Here is an 18,727-nt window from a genome sequence, read left to right as displayed (position 1 = left end):
GTTTGACACTACCGAGGTGCACTATTTTTACCCGAGTCGCTAATTTTTGCCGCAAGGTGCTAAGCCGCGAGGAGCGCGAGGCTGAGCTCGCCGTCGCCCGTCCACATATGACGGTAATTCCGCGTGAGCAGCACTCTATCTCCCGCAAAGATATCAGTGAAAATGCCCTGAAGGTAATGTACAGGCTCAATAAGGCCGGATACGAGGCATGGCTGGTTGGCGGTGGTGTACGCGATCTTTTGCTGGGCAAAAAACCGAAAGATTTTGATGTCACCACTAACGCAACGCCGGATCAGGTGCGCAAACTGTTTCGTAACTGTCGCCTCGTCGGTCGCCGTTTCCGTCTGGCCCATGTCATGTTCGGCCCTGAAATTATCGAAGTGGCGACGTTCCGCGGCCATCATGAAGGCAGCGAATCCGATCGCACAACATCGCAGCGCGGGCAAAACGGTATGCTGCTGCGTGACAACATCTTCGGCTCCATCGAAGAAGATGCACAGCGTCGCGATTTCACGATTAACAGCCTGTATTACAGCGTGGCCGATTTCACCGTACGTGATTACGTTGGGGGAATGCAGGATCTCGAAGAGGGCATCATTCGCCTGATCGGTAATCCGGAAACGCGCTATCGCGAAGATCCTGTGCGCATGCTGCGCGCCGTACGCTTTGCCGCCAAGCTCGACATGCGTATCAGCCCGGAAACCGCAGAGCCGATCCCACGTCTGGCTACCTTGCTTAACGATATTCCTCCTGCACGCCTGTTTGAAGAAGCGCTCAAGCTGTTACAGGCGGGCTATGGGTACGAAACCTATAAAAAACTGCGTGAGTACAGCCTGTTCCAACCGCTGTTCCCAACCATTACGCGCTACTTCACCGAAGACGGTGACAGCCCGATGGAACGCATCATTGCCCAGGTACTGAAGAATACCGATAACCGCATTCACAATGATATGCGCGTTAACCCGGCGTTCTTGTTTGCTGCCATGTTCTGGTATCCGTTACTGGAAGCCGCACAGAAAATTGCGCAAGAAAGCGGTCTGGCCTATTACGACGCTTTCGCGCTGGCAATGAACGACGTGCTGGACGAAGCCTGCCGCTCGCTGGCGATCCCGAAACGTTTGACCTCACTGACCCGCGATATCTGGCAGTTGCAGTTACGTATGTCCCGTCGCCAGGGCAAACGCGCCTGGAAGCTGATGGAGCATCCAAAGTTCCGCGCAGCTTACGACCTGTTAGCACTGCGTGCTGAAGTCGAACACAACGCGGAATTGCAGCGACTGGCGAAATGGTGGGGTGAATTCCAGGTTTCTGCGCCGCCAGAACAAAAAGGCATGCTGAACGAGCTGGATGAAGAGCCAGACACACGTCGTCGCCATCGTCGCCCGCGTAAACGCGCGCCACGCCGTGAAGGCTCCGCATGACCTATCACGTATACCCAACAAATTTCGAGTCGTATCAAGGTGGTGACACAGATGCAGCTTGAAAAACGACGGGTATATATCGCCCTCGGCAGTAATTTAGCCTCCCCTCTGGAGCAGGTTAATGCTGCCGTGAAAGCGATCGGGGAAATCCCTGACAGCCGAATCGTGGCTGTCTCCTCATTTTACCGTACGCCACCATTAGGCCCACAGGATCAACCCGATTACCTGAACGCCGCCGTCGCACTGGAAACCACCCTTGCGCCGGAAGAATTACTCAGTCACACCCAACGCATTGAGTTACAGCAGGGCCGGGTGCGCAAAGCCGAACGCTGGGGACCACGAACGCTGGACCTCGACATTATGCTGTTTGGCGATGAAGTGATTAACACCGAACGTCTGACCGTACCGCACTACGACATGAAAAACCGTGGTTTTATGCTGTGGCCGCTCGCTGAAATCGCGCCGGATCTTATCTTTCCAGACGATAAACAACCACTTGCGTTTTTCATCCAGCAAACCACTCCTCGTCCGGCGCAATGGTAACCGCGTTATATAATAAAATTAACTATGAAAAGCCTCACTCAAATTAATTAAACTACATTTTCCTTTCAGTAAATCTAATTAACACATACTACTCAGACATCATCCATGCAAAACAATTATTATTAAAGACCAGTAGTTGTTTGTTCCTTGCGCTTTATCACACAAACCTATATCCCATAAAAATATATTTCAAAAAACAAAGAAAGCCCTCCTACAATAATTTTAAAATAAAATGATTTTATAAAAACCATAGACCCAAGTTATTTTACAAAACATTACTAACCGCTAGAATATGCCCCTGCTATTTAATATAGCAAAGTAGTAATTATCTAATATTTCAAATCCTGTAAGGATACAGTAATGAAAAAAGCAATTTTGGCAGTAGCTATGGTTATGGCAATGGGCTCAACTTCAGCAATGGCAGCGGATGCAGAAGGCGGTCAGCTTAATTTTCACGGTTTAGTCAGTGCTACAACCTGTTCTAAAGTCGTTTCCACCAGCCGTGGTGATGAATCCACTGATGGCAATATCTATCTGGAAACCGCAACCCCGGCGGATATCACCACTGAAGTCGCTGATGCTACTTACGGCGCAAAAGCAGAACCTTTCTCCATCGTTCTGAACTGTAAAGATGCATCCGAAGTGACCACCGGAACTAAGGCCAGTCTGTCAATGGTCTCTTCTTTTGGCAATACCAAAGGCACGCTGGATAACGACACCAACCTGACTGCCGCCGGCATGGCTGCTGCGAAGAACGTAAACATCGCGATTCACGATGCAGACACCAAAACGCTGATGAAAGTTGACGGTGCAGACGTTCACGAAGCCACCTTCGATGCCAGCAAAATCGCTACCTACCACTTTGTAGCTTCCTATGTGAAAGCGGTACTGGGTGATGACGTAACCCCAGGTCACGTTACCACTAACGCAATGTATACCTTTACTTATCAGTAAGCATTAACGCTTTACTGATGAAATAAGTATACAAAAAAGCGCGTTAATAGCATTAACCGGAATTATTACACCGTTTGTCATTAACACAGCTTGTAATAACGAGGTGAGAATTACGATTACTATCGCACCTCGTTTCTTAAATTAAGAACACCAAATCATCCACTGGCAAGGAATGCTCATGTTGAATTTTAAGAAAACGCTTACCACATTGGTACTAGCAGGAAGCTTATTGAGTAATACCAGTCATGCCGATATTATCATTTCCGGCACGCGCATCATTTATGATGAAAATAAAAAAGATGTCAGTATCCGCCTGGAAAATAAAGGTACCCGACCGCTGCTGGTGCAAAACTGGATTGATCTCGGGAATGATAATGCCGATCCAGGCAGTATTAAGGCCCCATTCGTCTCCACTCCTCCCGTTTCACGTATAGAACCAAAGCACGGTCAATCCGTGAAAGTAATGTTTACCCAAACCACAGCATTGCCAAAAGACCGTGAAAGCGTGTTCTGGTTTAACGTGCTGGAAGTACCGCCAAAAGCAGACGCCAACAAAGAAGAAAACAAAAGTTTGCTGCAGTTAGCTTTCCGCACTCGTATCAAACTGTTTTACCGCCCTGCCGGTTTACAGGGTTCGCCTGCAGAAGCCACCAAACAGTTGAAGTGGCAGATGGGGAATGAACAAGGCCATACGACGCTAAAGGTTAATAACCCAACACCTTACTACGTTTCATTTAATGATGCTGTCGTTACGGTTGGCGGGAAGCGCTATACCGTTGATGCCACCATGGTTGCGCCTTTGAGCAATGCCTCTTTTAACGTCAAAGGTCTACAAAATACCGTATCAGGCAAATTGGACTACCACGCCATTAACGATTATGGCGGCATGATCGAAGGCTCTGTTTCACTGTAATCGATTAATCAAAACGCAGGATGCAAAAGACGGTGCAAAACTTTCCTTATACCGAATCGATGCCGAAAAAAACGCTACTGGCGATGTGCTGTGCACTGCTTTACAGCCAGCCCGGTTTTGCCGCAGAAAGCGTCGAGTACGACAGCTCATTTTTAATGGGAAGTAGCGCGGCTAGTATCGATATCAGTAAATATTCCGACGGCAACCCTACGCCAGCGGGAACCTACAGTGTGAAAGTTTTCGTCAACGAGAAATCAGTAGCAAGCCTGACCCTACCCTTTGTTGATGTCGGTAAAAATAGCGCACAAGCCTGCCTGACATCGAAGAATCTGGCACAGCTGCACATAAAGCAGCCTGAGATCGGCAACGAACACGCTATTCTGAAAAAAGGCGATGAAGATGGGGATGACTGCTTAAACCTACCTGCACTTATCGAGCAGTCAAACGTAAGCTTTGATATGGGTGAGCAGCGCCTGGATATCTCCGTTCCTCAGGCGTGGCTCATTAAAGGTTATTCTGGCTATGTCGAACCCTCCTTGTGGGAAAGCGGCATCCCGGCAGCCCTGTTTTCCTATACCCTTAACGGCTACCACAGTACCAACCACGATACTGACAGCGATAGCTTGTATGCTGCATTTAATACGGGCATCAATCTCGGTGCATGGCGTCTTCGTGCCAGTGGTAACTACAACTGGGCGAAGGACGGCGGCAGCAATTTCGAATACCAGAACCGTTATCTGCAGCGCGACCTCCCGGCACTACGCTCACAGCTGATTGTCGGCGAAGCCTATACCACTGGCGAAACCTTTGACTCGGTGAACATCCGCGGGGCACGTCTGTATAGCGACACGCGTATGCTGCCTTCACAGTTGGCTAACTATGCGCCTATTATCCGCGGCGTCGCCAACACTAACGCCAAAGTGACCGTGACTCAGGGCAGTTATAAGATTTATGAAGCGACCGTTCCGCCGGGACCTTTCGAGATCAACGATATCAGCCCTTCCGGCTACGGTAGCGACCTGATCGTCACCATCGAAGAAGCTGATGGCAGTAAACGTACTTTCTCCCAGCCGTTTTCTTCGGTCATGCAGATGCAGCGCCCGGGCGTCGGACGCTGGGACGTGAGCGTCGGGGAAGTCAATAACGACGAACTTCATGACAAACCAAACCTGGCGCAGGGCTCATACTACTACGGTCTGAACAACTTTCTGACGGCCTACACCGGTATTCAGGCAACGGACAACGACTATTTCGCTGGACTCCTCGGTCTGGGTCTGAATACGCCCTTTGGCGCACTGGCGGTTGACGTTACCCATTCACGCGCAGATATCCCTGACGACGATACCTATCAAGGCCAAAGCTATCGCTTGACCTGGAACAAACTGATTGAGGCGACCGATACGTCGTTCAACGTCGCGGCCTATCGCTACTCGACGCGAGACTACCTGGGCCTGAATGACGCGCTAGAGCTAATCGACGATGCCAAATTCAAAGGTACTGACGCTGAACGCAATACCATGAATAACTTCTCGCGTATGAAGAATCAGGTCACCGTCAGCATGAACCAACCTTTGCAGTCCGCTGAGGTTGATTACGGTTCATTTTATCTGTCAGCCACCTGGACCGACTACTGGGCAAGCAACGAGAGCCGCAGCGATTACAGCCTGGGTTATGGCAAAGGATTTTCCTGGGGCAGCATGAGTATCAACCTGCAGCGCACCTGGGATGAAGAAGGCGAAAAGGATGATTCGCTTTATATCAACTTCAATATTCCGCTGGAGAACCTGCTGGGTGGTGAACGTCGTCGCTCAGGATTCAGCAACTTGAGCACCCAGATGCGTACCGATTTTAACGGTGGGCACCAGCTCAGCATGAACAGTAGCGGCAGCAGCGAAGACAATAAGCTGAACTACAGCGTGAATACAGGCTACACCATGCAAAAAGAGGGGAAAAACATCTCCGATATTGGTGGATATACCAGCTATCAGTCCCCATGGGGAGATCTTTCAGCATCCGCCTCGGCGAATAACGACAGTAACCGTCAGTATTCGCTCTCCACTGACGGCGGTTTTGTGTTGCACAGCGGTGGTTTAACGTTTACCAACGACAACTTTGGCAACAGCGATGCCATTGTGCTGGTGAAAGCGCCTGGCGCTAAAGGCGCTCGGATTAACGGAGGAAGCAGCACAATTGATCGTTGGGGTTATGGCGCAACGAACTCACTGACGGCCTACCGGGAAAACCAGGTCAATCTCGACATCGATACGATGGATAACGACGTCGAGCTGAAGAGCACCAGCACCACACTGGTACCACGCGATGGTGCGGTCGTTTTCGCCAGTTTCGAAACCGATGAAGGACGTTCAGCCATTCTCAACATGACGCGCAGCGATCACCAGACGATCCCATTCGGCGCCGAAGTTTATGAGAACAATGTACAGATCGGCAATATGGGCCAGGGCGGCCAGGCTTTTGTCCGCGGTATTAGCGATAACGGCGAACTTACGGTGCGCTGGTTTGAAAATAACCAACCCGCAACCTGTACGGCAACCTTCCTGTTGCCAGCAACGCAACAAACGGTCGGCTCCAGCCAGACCCTACTGTTAGACAACATTACGTGTCGTGTCACTAACCACAATACAAATGGAATCCCCAATGAAAAGGAATAAGCGCTTTTTAGCTGCCTCCGTACTCGCGGTACTCTTTCCGCTGACCAGTCAGGCGGAAACACTTAACGTCGACTTCACCGCCACCGTGTTGGCCACCACCTGCAGCATGACCATTGCGGCCCTGGATGGCTCATCGGTTTCTGGCGATGCCACCAACGGCTATAAGTTAACGGTGGGCGATGTTGGTCTGGATAAGATCATTAAGAAATCAGCTGAATCGCAGAAGAACTTTAAGTTCGTCGCCAGCGATTGTGCCGGTTCATTGACCAGTATCACCACAGCACTGGCAACCTCGACCTCTGCCAGCGGTAACTTCATTAAAAATGAATCCGCTGATTCAGGTGCCGCCACCAATATCGGTATGGGCTTTAAACGTAAAAGCGTCAGTGATGAAACCTATATGAAGCCAGGTTCTGGTTCCTTCACCTGGACCCCTGAAGAACGTACTAACAACGCCGTCGAAATGACAGTGGCGCTGCGCGAACTGACGGATGGCGCAGGTACCACCGGTGCATTCAGCTCTAAAGCGACCTTCACCTTCACTTATCAATAACAGGGACGATGATAATGAAAAAACAACTTTTGCGCGGGTTAATGATTGGCGCACTGGCAACGATGGGGGCGGGCGTTTCCACCATGGCGCAGGCTGATGGTACTGCACAGTTGGACTTAACCGTAGAGGCAAATATCACCGCCGGTACCTGTGCGGCATCGGTGGTTGACGGCGAGACCGCTACCAACACCATTGCCTTTGGTAATGTCTATATCTCTGAAGTTTTTGCAAAAACAAAAGTGAAACCGTTTAAGCTGCGCTTTAGTGAATGCGCGGGATTAAAGGACAAAACTGCGACCGTTACTTTATCACCAAATAACGTCGGTTGTTCTGGCGGTGACTCAAATCAGGCAGCATTTGCAAACTCTTCAACATCGAGCACAAAAGCGAGCAAAACCGGTGTTGAGGTCTGGACAACCAGTACACCTGGAGGTACAGATAGCGTGCAATTCCACTGTTATAATAAAAACCCAGAGACCGTTGATCTGAGCAGCGCCACCACAACAACGCCTGTAGATTACCCACTCAGCGCACGTATGGTAGCCGTTCAAGGTGCTGCCCTTTCTGGTATTACTGCCGGTGATTTCTATTCACCAACCACGTTCACCATTACTTACCAGTAACGGTAATCACCATGATGCGTTTGCGTAGATTAACACTCTCCGCGTTAATTCCAGGGCTGGCAACAGCTCTGGTTGTCGCGCCGCTGTATGCCGACACCAACGTGGATTTCACCGCCACCGTGCAGAAGGATACCTGCCAGTTAGAGATTAACGGCAGTGGAACGGTAAATTTCGCAACCGTAGGTCCCGCCTATTTTGCCGACGGCATTACTGCGGAAACTGATTATGAAGGCGGTCAAGAGTTTTCAATTAAACTTCTGAATTGTCCAATCAGTGACGGAGCCATCACTAATGTTACCTTTAACTTTACCCCCCAAAGCGGCCAGTTTGCGAAGGGCAATCAGCAGGTATTTGCGAATGATCTAACTCAGACCTCGGGCGGTGTGGCAAATGTAGGAGTAGTGATTTTCACCACAGATTCACCACGTCAAAATGTGTTGAATACTGACGGCTCGTCAAGGGCGATATTTTCCGCTACAGATTATAGCGATACAACCTGGACCTTTTATTCACGGATGCAGAAAATCCTGAGTACCGAAACAGTTACCCTCGGCGAATTAAGTAGCCATGTACTTGTCAATGTCACCTACCAATAAAATTCGGAACGACCATTAATAGGGAAATTAGCCATGAAGAAAAACATACTCCTTTTAATATCATCTCTATTTTTATGGTTAGGAGCCAGCAACGCTTATGCCTGGTCTGTCTATATTGGGCAAGCGACCTCGTATCAAGGAGGTGCAGAATATGCAGATGTACAAGACTACTCAGCTCCATTCTCATGGAACCTGCTCCCTTCAGTTGCCGCCCATACAGAATCAGGCTTACGCGAACTTGCCGTTTCTGGTGCGACAGAATTTGATCCCAAGCATGGACTTAATTGTAACTATAACCACGATGTTCATAGTGTAAATCTTTATCATGGTTTTCAGAGTGCGGGTATTAAAAATAATAGCGGCAATCCATTATGGAAAACAAATACTACGGGTTTGTATCTTGGTATGGAAATTACCAAGATTAACTTTGGCACCGCCTATTATCCAGGGAGTTCATTTTGGGTTGACTGGAACGGCGGTGGTACGGATTATAAGTCCTTTGATCTGAATTTCATTAGTACCTCTTATGCAGATTTCTCCACTTTCTGCGATTCAATCGCATGGAAGAAAGGTTATTTTGAAATGGGGGGAATTGTTCTGTGGATTAAATTCCATCTTTATGCTGATGATACATTTAAGCCAACCACATCAGCAGTTAACGTTACCTTTCCAACAAGTACCGGATACAACTTCCGATTTAAGCTTTCAGACACCAGTATCGGTGGTGGCAACCACTACCTTGATTACGTCATCAGTCCAGGTTCAATAACGATTCACTACCCAACATGTACTGCCACTGCCGTTACAGGTGAAGGTGTTTCAGGATCTACCGTGCCTTTTGGCAGTCGCAACGCAAAAGAACTGAAAGGCGACGGTGTGACAAAAGACTTTTCAATAAAATTAAGTAACTGTACCTACATTAAGAATGTCGAAGTGAAGTTAGGATCAACAATAACAGGCAGCAGTGACAACGCATTATTGGGTAATACTTTAACATCTGGTGCCGCCAGCGGTATTGGCGTGACGGTTGCCGGCGAGAAGAACCCAGCAAGCATCAGCGACTGGATGACGATCATGCCAAACAACTCCAGCTCCGTTTATAAGTTTACGAATATGGAAGACTATACCTATAGCAATATCGGTAACCCCGATCAGATTCTGAATTTCAGAGCAACGCTGAAACAAGACGGTAGCAACACCATCAAACCCGGCGAGTTCAAAGCGACGGGCAGCTTCACTATCGACTATCCCTAAGCGCGTTAATCCGGCGGCTTTCGCTGCCGGGAATACACACAAAGGGCTAACGCTTTTCTGCTTCATTCCCCTACAATGCGGCCATTATATTCATCAATATTATGGCCGGAGAGGTTATGAGCAAACCCACCACTATCGCTGTGTTGCAGAAATGCAAACAAGAGAAAAAGCGCTTCGCGACTATCACCGCCTACGACTACAGCTTCGCTAAGCTGTTTGCCGATGAAGGCATCAACGTGATGCTGGTCGGTGATTCGCTGGGCATGACGGTACAGGGGCACGACTCCACCCTGCCCGTCACCGTTGAAGACATTGCTTACCACACCCGAGCCGTGCGTCGCGGTGCACCGAATTGTCTGCTACTCTCCGACCTACCGTTTATGGCTTATGCCACTCCGGAGCAGGCGTTTGAAAACGCTGCGGTGGTCATGCGCGCGGGCGCTAATATGGTCAAAATCGAAGGCGGCGCCTGGCTTACGGATACGGTGAAAATGCTCACCGAACGCGCGGTGCCGGTTTGCGGTCATCTGGGATTAACGCCCCAGTCGGTGAATATCTTCGGCGGCTATAAAATTCAGGGCCGCGGCGACGCCGGGCAGGTACTGCTGGATGATGCACTGGCCTTAGAAGCCGCTGGCGCTCAGTTGCTGGTGCTGGAGTGCGTGCCGGTTGAACTGGCGAAGCGCGTCACTGAAGCGCTGTCGATTCCGGTGATTGGTATCGGCGCCGGCAACGTCACCGACGGGCAAATCCTTGTCATGCATGATGCCTTTGGCATTACCGGTGGCCACATCCCGAAATTTGCGAAGAATTTCCTCAATGAAGCAGGCGACATGCGCGCCGCAGTGCGGCAGTATATGGCTGAAGTGGAGTCCGGCGTTTATCCGGGTGAAGAGCACAGCTTCCACTAATTTTCTGACCGTGCCGGATGACGACGCTACGCGTCTTATCCGGCCTACGGTACCTCAGGCAACTCAAGGAGTCTTGTCGTGTTAATCATTGAAACCTTGCCGCTGCTACGCCAGCATATTCGTCGTCTGCGTCAGGAAGGCAAACGCGTCGCACTGGTTCCCACCATGGGTAACCTGCACGACGGCCATATGAAACTGGTCGATGAAGCAAAAGCGCGGGCTGATGTGGTGTTCGTCAGCATTTTCGTTAACCCGATGCAGTTTGACCGACCGGACGATCTGGTGCGCTATCCGCGTACCCTGCAGGAAGATTGCGAAAAGCTGAACAAGCGTAAAGTCGATTATGTCTTTGCTCCGGCCGTTGAAGAGATCTACCCGCAGGGTCTGGAAGGCCAGACTTTCGTTGATGTTCCCGGCCTCTCTACCATGCTGGAAGGCGCCAGCCGCCCGGGCCACTTCCGTGGTGTTTCCACTATCGTCAGCAAGTTGTTTAACCTGATCCAACCCGATATCGCCTGCTTTGGTGAAAAAGATTTCCAACAGCTGGCGCTGATCCGCAAAATGGTAGCGGACATGGGTTATGACATTGAGATCGTTGGCGTACCGATTATTCGCGCCAAAGACGGTCTGGCCCTCAGCTCACGTAACGGTTATCTAACAGCAGAACAGCGTAAAATTGCGCCAGGCCTGCACAACGTGATGAACGGTATCGCTGAAAAGCTGATTGCGGGTAATCGTGAGCTGCAAGAAATTATTACCATTGCCGAACAAGAACTGAATGAAAAAGGCTTCCGCGCCGACGATATTCAGATTCGTGATGCCGACACGCTGCTGGAGTTGACTGAAACCAGTAAACGCGCGGTGATTCTGGCCGCAGCATGGCTGGGTCAGGCTCGTCTGATCGATAATCAAAGCGTTACATTAGCCCAGTAGACAGGGGTTAAAAATCGGGCAATACTGCCTGAAGATTTCTCAAAGCAGGCCAGTCGCGCCTGCTTAGCCAAGGTAAACGACAGGGTATAGAAGTTATGATTCGCACCATGCTGCAAGGCAAGCTCCACCGCGTAAAAGTCACGCAGGCGGACCTGCATTACGAAGGCTCCTGCGCCATCGACCAGGATTTCCTCGATGCCTCAGGTATTCTGGAAAACGAAGCTATTGATATCTGGAACGTGACCAATGGTAAACGTTTCTCAACCTATGCCATTGCGGCTGAACGCGGCTCCAGAATCATCTCGGTGAACGGTGCAGCGGCGCACTGTGCTGAAGTTGGCGACATTGTGATTATCGCCAGCTTCGTCACCATGTCTGACGAAGAAGCCCGTACATGGCGTCCGAAAGTGGCCTATTTTGAAGGCGACAACGAAATGAAACGCACTGCAAAAGCCATTCCGGTACAGGTCGCCTGACAGCCCTTACCCCTGCGGCTGATTGACTATCAGCCGCGACATTGTTTCCAGCGAATCCGTCCGCAGGATATACAGCCGCTTTAGCAACATCGGGTTATCGCCAGGCTTCACCTTCCCTTTCACCGTCGTCACCGCCAAATGAAAACCGGCATCATGCGCCGCTTTCACCGCCGTCGCGTTATAGCCGCCAAACGGATAGGAAAGATAGAGCACATGCGGATTAAACTGCCCGAGCGCCCGACGGGAGTGTTCAAAATCAAACAGAATATTGTGATAGTTACGGCTGAGTAAAATAGGTCGTCGCTGGCCATCCACCCGATGCAAGAAATGGGTGTGCGACTGGAAGTCGAAAACATCTTTAATCCCTTCCAGCTCGGAAATACTCATAAACTGCAGCGATTTCGGATCCCACTTCTGTGGGTGGCGCTTGATACGTGAGCTAATGATAAACGCCGTCGCCTTAAAGCCATACTGCTTGAGGACGGGATGCGCATAGCGGCTAACGGACTTCAGGCCATCATCAAACGTAATAACGACCGAACGCGCCGGAAGGTTTGCGCGATTATTGAGGTAGTCTTCTAACTGATACATCGTCAGCGTGGTATAGCCCATATCTCGCAGCCAGGTCATCTGGTTACTGAACGCGCGCACTGATGTGGTGGTGGAGGTATGACGAAAACGCGTGTTCTCTTCATCGCGCAGAATATGATGGTAAGTCAGAATCGGGATACCGTTATCCTGCTGAGCATCCAGCGCGCTGATATAGGCCAGCCGCTCGCCGATGCGAATCTGATACCAGGTCTGATTCAGTCTGTCTTTCAGCCGACTGAGCACTGGGTAACGTAGATTCTCAGCCAGCGTACCAAACGGCGCACTGCCTACGTCCGGCGCGTTATAGACCGGAGTATCTTTCCAGGTAATCAGGTTCTGGTTACTCAACGGTTTATTTAAGTCACCCAGGCCGTCTTCCACACGCTGACGCCCCTGCACAGGTTCCAGGTGCCCTTTGTCGATGTAGCCTTTGCCAAAACCGAAGTTGAAGGTGTAGTAATCCTTTGCATCCGGTTCAACGGCAATAATCTGTCCCGCGCGTAAATTACCGACAGTCTCAGTCTTATTGCCAACATGTGCCCAAATCACCGCATCTTCCGTGGTTTGCATATAGCGAGCGGGCAAGGCCGCACCTACGCCACCAGAAAACAGGAGCAACAGAACAAACAGAACGCGCATAACCATATGATTTAACCGAGGCGAGAAACCTCGGTTATTGTAGCAAAAGCATCATCAATACCAATGATTAATACTCATACAAATCATGCTTCAACACGAAGGGGGGATTTTTTTGTTGTTGATGCCAGAGGCTGGAGACTTCGGGGCCGCCAAGCGCGACGATGCAATCGCGAAACGCAGAACTGCTCAGCGATTCCCGTGACGAAATCATTCGCTCAAGCAATGGATAGCTGATACCTGAAATCACTTCGCACTGGGGATGTTTATGACTCATTAACGAGGCTACACGGTATGGCGCAGCCCCGGCCATATCCGTCAGGAATACTACCCCTTCACCTGAATCTGTAGCATGCAGGGCATGGCACATCATGCGGCTTAACATATTCGAGCTGAGCCCACGCCAGAAACTTACCGCCTGACATTGCTCCAACGGACCGTACTTTTTCTCCAGACGATGCAGCATATCCTGTGCCTTATCGTCATGACAGGTAATTACCCAACCTAACATTGCCTACCTCCTTAGCAGGCAAGTAGTTTATCAGGGTGATAAATCGGTAATGGTGATAAGCATCAAAAGTCTTCCTCTCCCGAGTCAGGAGAGGAAGAAAGAATTAGCTACGTAGGCCGCGTCCGCGCTGAATCAGGTACCAGCACAGCAAGTAAAACGCCGCAATGAACACCACCAGCACGCCAAACGTGGTGACCAGCGGAACATCGTGAATACCCAGGAAGCCGTATCGGAAGCCGCTAATCATGTAGACAATTGGGTTCAGATGCGACAGTCCCTGCCAGAACGGTGGCAGCAGCGTTAACGAATAGAACACGCCACCCAGATAGGTCAGCGGTGTCAGCACGAAGGTGGGGATCAGGCTGATATCGTCAAAGGTTTTAGCAAAGACTGCGTTCAGCAAACCGGCTAGCGAGAACAGTACCGCCGTTAACACCAGCGTGAGCGCCACAAAGACCCAGGAATGCACCTGGAACGGCACGAAGAACAGTGAAATAGCCGTGACCAGAATGCCTACGCACAGGCCACGCGCCACGCCGCCGCCGACAAAACCGGCGATAATCACGTGCGTCGGCACCGGGGCGACCAGCAGCTCTTCGATATTGCGCTGAAACTTGGCGCTAAAGAACGACGAGGCCACGTTGGCGTACGAGTTGGTGATCACTGCCATCATAATCAGCCCCGGCACAATAAACTGCATGTAGCTAAAGCCATGCATTTCGCCGATACGCGAGCCGATCAGGTTACCAAAGATAATAAAATAGAGCGTCATGGTGATGACGGGAGGCACCAAAGTCTGGATCCAGATACGCATAAAGCGGTGGATCTCTTTCGCCCAGATGCTTTTCAGCGCAACCCAGTAAAGCTGCATCATGCGCGATCTCCTTGTTTTTCATGCACCAGAGAAACAAACAGTTCTTCCAGTCGGTTCGCTTTGTTACGCATACTCAATACCTGAATGCCCTGCGCGCTCAGCTGAGAGAAGACGCTGTTGACCCCTTGTTCACGCAGAACCTCCACTTCCAGCGTGGAAGTGTCGACCAGTCGGTACTGATAACCTTCCAGTTTCGGCAGCGGACTTTTTGGTGCCAGATCGAGGATAAAGGTCTCGGATTTCAGCTTGGAGAGCAGACTCTTCATCGAGGTGTTTTCCACCAGCTCGCCGTGCTGAATAATGCCGATATTACGACACAGCATTTCCGCTTCTTCGAGATAGTGAGTGGTCAGAATAATGGTGGTGCCTTTGTCGTTTAAATCCTTTAAAAAGCCCCACATTGAACGACGCAGCTCAATGTCGACGCCCGCCGTTGGTTCATCCAGAATGAGTAATTTCGGCTCGTGCATCAGCGCACGGGCAATCATCAGACGACGTTTCATCCCACCAGACAGCATGCGTGCGCGCTCGTTACGTTTTTCCCATAAATCGAGCTGCTTTAAATATAGTTCGCTGCGTTTGACCGCTTCTTTATGCTCAACACCGTAGTAACCCGCCTGGTTGACCACGATCTGCTGCACGGTTTCAAACGGGTTAAAGTTAAACTCCTGCGGTACCAGGCCAAGCTGGCGTTTAGCATTAACCGTATCTTTTTCAAGATCGTATCCGAAGACGCTCACCCGCCCGGAGGTTTTATTCACCAGCGAGCTGATTATTCCAATGGTGGTGGATTTTCCTGCGCCATTCGGTCCCAAAAGCGCATAAAAATCACCCGCTTCGACTTGCAAATCTATCCCGCGTAACGCCTGAACGCCACCGGGGTAAGTTTTTTTAAGTTGTTGAAGTTCCAGAGCAATGGTCATGTTTTTATACTTACCTTACGTTCTGACATTTTATATATAGTTTAAATAATGATGGAGTTACCCTATATTAGCCCATCGAATTTATCTGGCTTCGGGTCGTGCTACTCCATGAAAGACATAGATACACTCATCAGCAACAATGCACTATGGTCAAAGATGCTGATAGAAGAAGATCCCGGATTTTTTGAAACGCTGACGCATGCCCAGAATCCGCGTTTTCTATGGATTGGATGTTCCGATAGCCGCGTTCCCGCTGAACGATTGACCGGTCTTGAACCGGGTGAATTATTTGTTCACCGCAATGTTGCCAATCTGGTTATTCACACCGACCTGAACTGTCTCTCAGTGGTTCAGTATGCGGTGGATGTGCTGGAAGTGGAACATATTATTATATGCGGCCACTATGGATGCGGCGGCGTCCAGGCGGCGATTGAAAATAAAGAACAGGGGCTGATAGATAACTGGTTACTGCACATCCGCGATATCTGGTTCAAACACAGCTCACTGCTGGGCGAAATGCCGCAGGAACGTCGCATGGACACCCTGTGCGAACTGAATGTCATGGAACAGGTCTATAACCTGGGCCACTCAACCATTATGCGTTCAGCCTGGAAGCGCGGTCAGAAAGTGACCATTCACGGCTGGGCTTACGGTATTCATGATGGCCTGCTGCGCGATCTCGACGTCACCGCCACCAGCCGCGAAACGCTGGAACAGCGCTATCGCCAGGGGTTGTCTAACCTGAGTCAGAAACACAGCAACCATAAATAATGTGACATTGCCGGGAGGCGGCGACGCCTTACCCGGCCTACAAACCTGCGCCATCAGGCGCTCCAGCCAATTACTCGTCCAGCAGCACTACTTTGCCAACATACGGCAGATGGCGATAACGCTGGGCATAGTCAATGCCGTAACCGACCACAAACTCATCAGGAATTGAGAAGCCGATAAACTCGACCGGAACATTCACTTCACGACGAGAAGGTTTGTCCAGCAGCGTACAAATAGCCAGGGATTTCGGCTCGCGCAGGCTCAGAATTTCACGCACTTTGGACAGCGTATTGCCGGAGTCGATGATGTCTTCGACAATCAGCACGTCCTTGCCACGAATGTCTTCATCCAGGTCTTTCAGGATTTTAACATCACGCGTGGTAGACATTCCGCTACCGTAGCTGGATGCCGTCATGAAATCGACTTCGTGAGAGACATGCACTTCACGGCACAGATCCGCCATAAACATAAATGAGCCACGTAACAGACCAACCAGCACCATATCGCTGCCGCTGTCCTTGTAACGTTCGTTAATCTGGCGCCCCAGTTCAGCAATACGCGCTTTGATCTCCGCTTCCGGGATCATCACTTCAACAGTATGTTTCATAAACCCTATAACTCACTGATTTTTATCAGTTGACACATCATGCAGATCGAAAGAAAGCGCTTACGTTGATACACCGACTGACAGACGGCGACCCGCTCTAACCACAAAACTTGCGACAGCATACAAACAATTCAGTTGATGAAGTATACCAGTAAAGAGAGCGGGTTCCTCTGATAGTTCACAGGAGAACCCGTTTGCGTCGTTTTTTGTACACTTATTAATCAAAACCAGGAGCGCACGGCAGCCTGTGGCTAAAACGTTTCCCAGTGCGGATCTTGTGGCGAACTCCCCGCAGAGGTCGCTCGTGGAGTATCCTTAGGTGGTTTTCGATGCTCACCGTTGGAGGCATCGCGAGTGATGCGAAATGCCGCCACGGCCAGGCGTAACTGTTCAGCTTGTTGTTCCAACGAAGCGGCGGCGGCAGCAGACTCTTCTACCAGCGCGGCGTTTTGTTGTGTGACACTGTCCATCTGCGAGACCGCGAGACTCACCTGCTCAATCCCCCGACTCTGTTCCTCCGAGGCTGAGGCGATTTCCCCCATGATGTCCGTCACGCGGGTGACCGCTGCGACAATCTCTTTCATCGTTTTACCCGCGTCCGACACCTGCTGAGATCCCATCCCCACGCTGTGGGTTGAGTTATCAATCAACGCTTTGATCTCTTTGGCTGCCTGAGCGCTACGGCTTGCCAGGGTACGGACTTCACCCGCCACAACAGCAAATCCGCGTCCCTGCTCTCCTGCTCTGGCAGCCTCAACCGCCGCGTTGAGCGCCAGGATATTGGTCTGGAAAGCAATACTGTCGATGACGCTGGTGATCTGCGCAATTTGCTGTGAACTACCGGCAATTTCACTCATCGTGTGCACGACAGTATCAACAACCCGTCCACCACGTGCGGCAGTATCAGACGCATTCTTAGCCAGTTGAGTCGCCTGTTTCGCATTGTCCGTATTTTGCTTCACGGTCGCGGTAAGCTGTTCCATGCTGGCGGCTGTCTCTTCAAGTGAAGCAGCCTGCTGCTCAGTACGCGAAGACAGATCGTTGTTACCTGATGAGATTTCCGTTGCGCCGCTATGAATCGTTTCTGAGCTGTTACGCACCGACGTGACTGTCGAAATCAGCGACTGTCGCATTTCATCTAAGCCCGTGGCCAAACGTCCCATTTCATTACGTCCCTGGACGTCGAGTTGATGGGTCAGATCACCACGGGTAATAATGCGGATATGCTCCATGATCTGCGCCAGGGGTTTAAGCAGCATATGCTGCAACCCACTCCAGATCATGCCCAGAACGATGAGCACAGCGACGACAATTGCCCCTAACGTCCATTGCATACGGGTAAAGCTGTGCTGATTTTCCGCCGCCGCGTGCTGGAGCAACGCGTTGTTTTCGTTACGCCACTGGTCATAGCTGGCTTCCATTTCATCCTGCGCCTTCTGAGCATCAAGATCGCCATAGGCCTGATAGTTATTCGCGCGCAGATACTCTATCGATAACGCCATCACGTCGTGCATCTGCCGATACTGTTTTTCCATTTCAGATGCAATTTGCGGATTCTGCCCCGACACCTGCGGCAATGACTGATAATGCGCGAAGTATCCCTCAGCCTTCTTCATCGACTCACTCGCCGTTTTTAGCAAAGTATCAATGGCCGCCAGTGAGGCCGGATCGCGTTGATTCTTTAAGAAACGAATTGCTACGCGGGTTACCGTTACTCGGGTTTTAATCAGCGTATTGACGCTATCACTCAGATTTTCCTGTTGGGCATTCAGGGTGCCTGAGTTCTGGAAATTATGGCGATCATTGTTTACCGCAGAATAAAAAAAGCTTCCTGTCACGACCTGTAGCAAACAGAAAATGGCGAGAACCAGAAGAATGCCGGTAATAACACGCACATTTTTAATCATAGTATTTCATCCATTGAACTCACATTGGGTACCCAATGATTATCGGCTTCAAAGGCGATTA

Annotated in this window: 19 protein-coding genes; 13 read left to right on the top strand and 6 right to left on the bottom strand. The window is 50.4% G+C overall.

Features of this window, described 5'->3' with window-relative positions; translation table 11 throughout:
• Positions 1-23 precede the first annotated feature (23 nt).
• From pcnB to panD, 12 genes are all read left to right on the top strand, one after another.
• Positions 24-1,421, top strand: a complete 1,398-nt coding sequence (gene pcnB / locus OGX83_RS01975; RefSeq protein WP_204354956.1) for a polynucleotide adenylyltransferase PcnB — start codon at positions 24-26, stop codon at positions 1,419-1,421.
• A gap of 51 nt (positions 1,422-1,472) precedes the next feature.
• Positions 1,473-1,964, top strand: coding sequence for a 2-amino-4-hydroxy-6-hydroxymethyldihydropteridine diphosphokinase (folK, locus tag OGX83_RS01970; protein WP_286587268.1), 492 nt, complete (start codon positions 1,473-1,475; stop codon positions 1,962-1,964).
• A 360-nt stretch (positions 1,965-2,324) separates the two neighbouring features.
• Entirely contained in the window at positions 2,325-2,918 is a 594-nt protein-coding gene (locus OGX83_RS01965) for a fimbrial protein (RefSeq protein WP_219987439.1), read from the top strand.
• A 178-nt stretch (positions 2,919-3,096) separates the two neighbouring features.
• The gene (locus tag OGX83_RS01960) at positions 3,097-3,831 is read left to right on the top strand and encodes a fimbrial chaperone (RefSeq protein ID WP_008786240.1); all 735 of its coding nucleotides are present in this window, start codon (positions 3,097-3,099) and stop codon (positions 3,829-3,831) included.
• Between the two features lie 59 nt (positions 3,832-3,890).
• Entirely contained in the window at positions 3,891-6,500 is a 2,610-nt protein-coding gene (locus tag OGX83_RS01955; RefSeq protein ID WP_174771600.1) for an outer membrane usher protein, read from the top strand.
• A complete protein-coding gene (locus OGX83_RS01950) occupies positions 6,487-7,053 on the top strand; it encodes a fimbrial protein (protein ID WP_048236114.1) in 567 nt (188 codons plus the stop codon). Before OGX83_RS01955 ends, OGX83_RS01950 begins: the two co-directional genes overlap by 14 nt.
• Positions 7,054-7,067: 14 nt before the next feature.
• Positions 7,068-7,676 (top strand): fimbrial protein, encoded by a 609-nt coding sequence (locus tag OGX83_RS01945; RefSeq protein WP_048236115.1) that lies wholly within the window; start codon positions 7,068-7,070, stop codon positions 7,674-7,676.
• 11 nt (positions 7,677-7,687) lie between these two features.
• Complete coding sequence (locus OGX83_RS01940) at positions 7,688-8,272, top strand: fimbrial-like protein (protein WP_111466105.1); 585 nt, start codon at positions 7,688-7,690, stop codon at positions 8,270-8,272.
• Between the two features lie 33 nt (positions 8,273-8,305).
• Complete coding sequence (locus OGX83_RS01935; protein ID WP_286587267.1) at positions 8,306-9,526, top strand: fimbrial protein; 1,221 nt, start codon at positions 8,306-8,308, stop codon at positions 9,524-9,526.
• A 116-nt stretch (positions 9,527-9,642) separates the two neighbouring features.
• Entirely contained in the window at positions 9,643-10,437 is a 795-nt protein-coding gene (panB, locus tag OGX83_RS01930; protein WP_008786234.1) for a 3-methyl-2-oxobutanoate hydroxymethyltransferase, read from the top strand.
• Positions 10,438-10,515: 78 nt separating this feature from the next.
• Complete coding sequence (gene panC / locus OGX83_RS01925; protein ID WP_008786233.1) at positions 10,516-11,370, top strand: pantoate--beta-alanine ligase; 855 nt, start codon at positions 10,516-10,518, stop codon at positions 11,368-11,370.
• A gap of 95 nt (positions 11,371-11,465) precedes the next feature.
• The gene (panD, locus tag OGX83_RS01920) at positions 11,466-11,846 is read left to right on the top strand and encodes an aspartate 1-decarboxylase (RefSeq protein ID WP_000621526.1); all 381 of its coding nucleotides are present in this window, start codon (positions 11,466-11,468) and stop codon (positions 11,844-11,846) included.
• Positions 11,847-11,852: 6 nt separating this feature from the next.
• On the opposite strand, the gene OGX83_RS01915 is transcribed toward panD, so the two are convergent.
• The 4 genes from OGX83_RS01915 to OGX83_RS01900 form a co-directional block, all read right to left on the bottom strand.
• Entirely contained in the window at positions 11,853-13,082 is a 1,230-nt protein-coding gene (locus OGX83_RS01915) for a polysaccharide deacetylase family protein (protein ID WP_153753725.1), read from the bottom strand.
• A 61-nt stretch (positions 13,083-13,143) separates the two neighbouring features.
• Positions 13,144-13,584 carry a PTS sugar transporter subunit IIA gene (locus OGX83_RS01910; RefSeq protein WP_032942385.1) on the bottom strand — a complete coding sequence of 147 codons (441 nt, stop codon included), beginning with the start codon at positions 13,582-13,584 and terminating at the stop codon, positions 13,144-13,146.
• Between the two features lie 103 nt (positions 13,585-13,687).
• Positions 13,688-14,458 carry an ABC transporter permease gene (locus OGX83_RS01905; RefSeq protein ID WP_008786229.1) on the bottom strand — a complete coding sequence of 257 codons (771 nt, stop codon included), beginning with the start codon at positions 14,456-14,458 and terminating at the stop codon, positions 13,688-13,690.
• Positions 14,455-15,381, bottom strand: coding sequence for an ABC transporter ATP-binding protein (locus OGX83_RS01900; protein ID WP_003829469.1), 927 nt, complete (start codon positions 15,379-15,381; stop codon positions 14,455-14,457). The genes OGX83_RS01905 and OGX83_RS01900 overlap by 4 nt, the downstream gene beginning before the upstream one ends.
• 108 nt (positions 15,382-15,489) lie before the next feature.
• Between OGX83_RS01900 and can the strand changes: the two genes are divergently transcribed.
• Positions 15,490-16,152 carry a carbonate dehydratase gene (gene can, locus OGX83_RS01895; RefSeq protein ID WP_008786227.1) on the top strand — a complete coding sequence of 221 codons (663 nt, stop codon included), beginning with the start codon at positions 15,490-15,492 and terminating at the stop codon, positions 16,150-16,152.
• A 70-nt stretch (positions 16,153-16,222) separates the two neighbouring features.
• Here the strand turns inward: can and hpt are convergent, their stop codons facing one another.
• The gene (gene hpt, locus OGX83_RS01890; protein ID WP_003018658.1) at positions 16,223-16,759 is read right to left on the bottom strand and encodes a hypoxanthine phosphoribosyltransferase; all 537 of its coding nucleotides are present in this window, start codon (positions 16,757-16,759) and stop codon (positions 16,223-16,225) included.
• Positions 16,760-17,010: 251 nt separating this feature from the next.
• Positions 17,011-18,666 (bottom strand): methyl-accepting chemotaxis citrate transducer, encoded by a 1,656-nt coding sequence (gene tcp, locus OGX83_RS01885; RefSeq protein WP_186413724.1) that lies wholly within the window; start codon positions 18,664-18,666, stop codon positions 17,011-17,013.
• Positions 18,667-18,727: the final 61 nt, after the last annotated feature.

The sequence above is a fragment of the Citrobacter sp. Cpo074 genome (genome assembly GCF_030332745.1).
In the GTDB taxonomy this organism is placed as follows: Bacteria; Pseudomonadota; Gammaproteobacteria; order Enterobacterales; family Enterobacteriaceae; genus Citrobacter; species Citrobacter portucalensis.
Note: the sequence above shows the minus strand (reverse complement) of the source record. Positions and strands in the feature narration are given on the sequence as shown.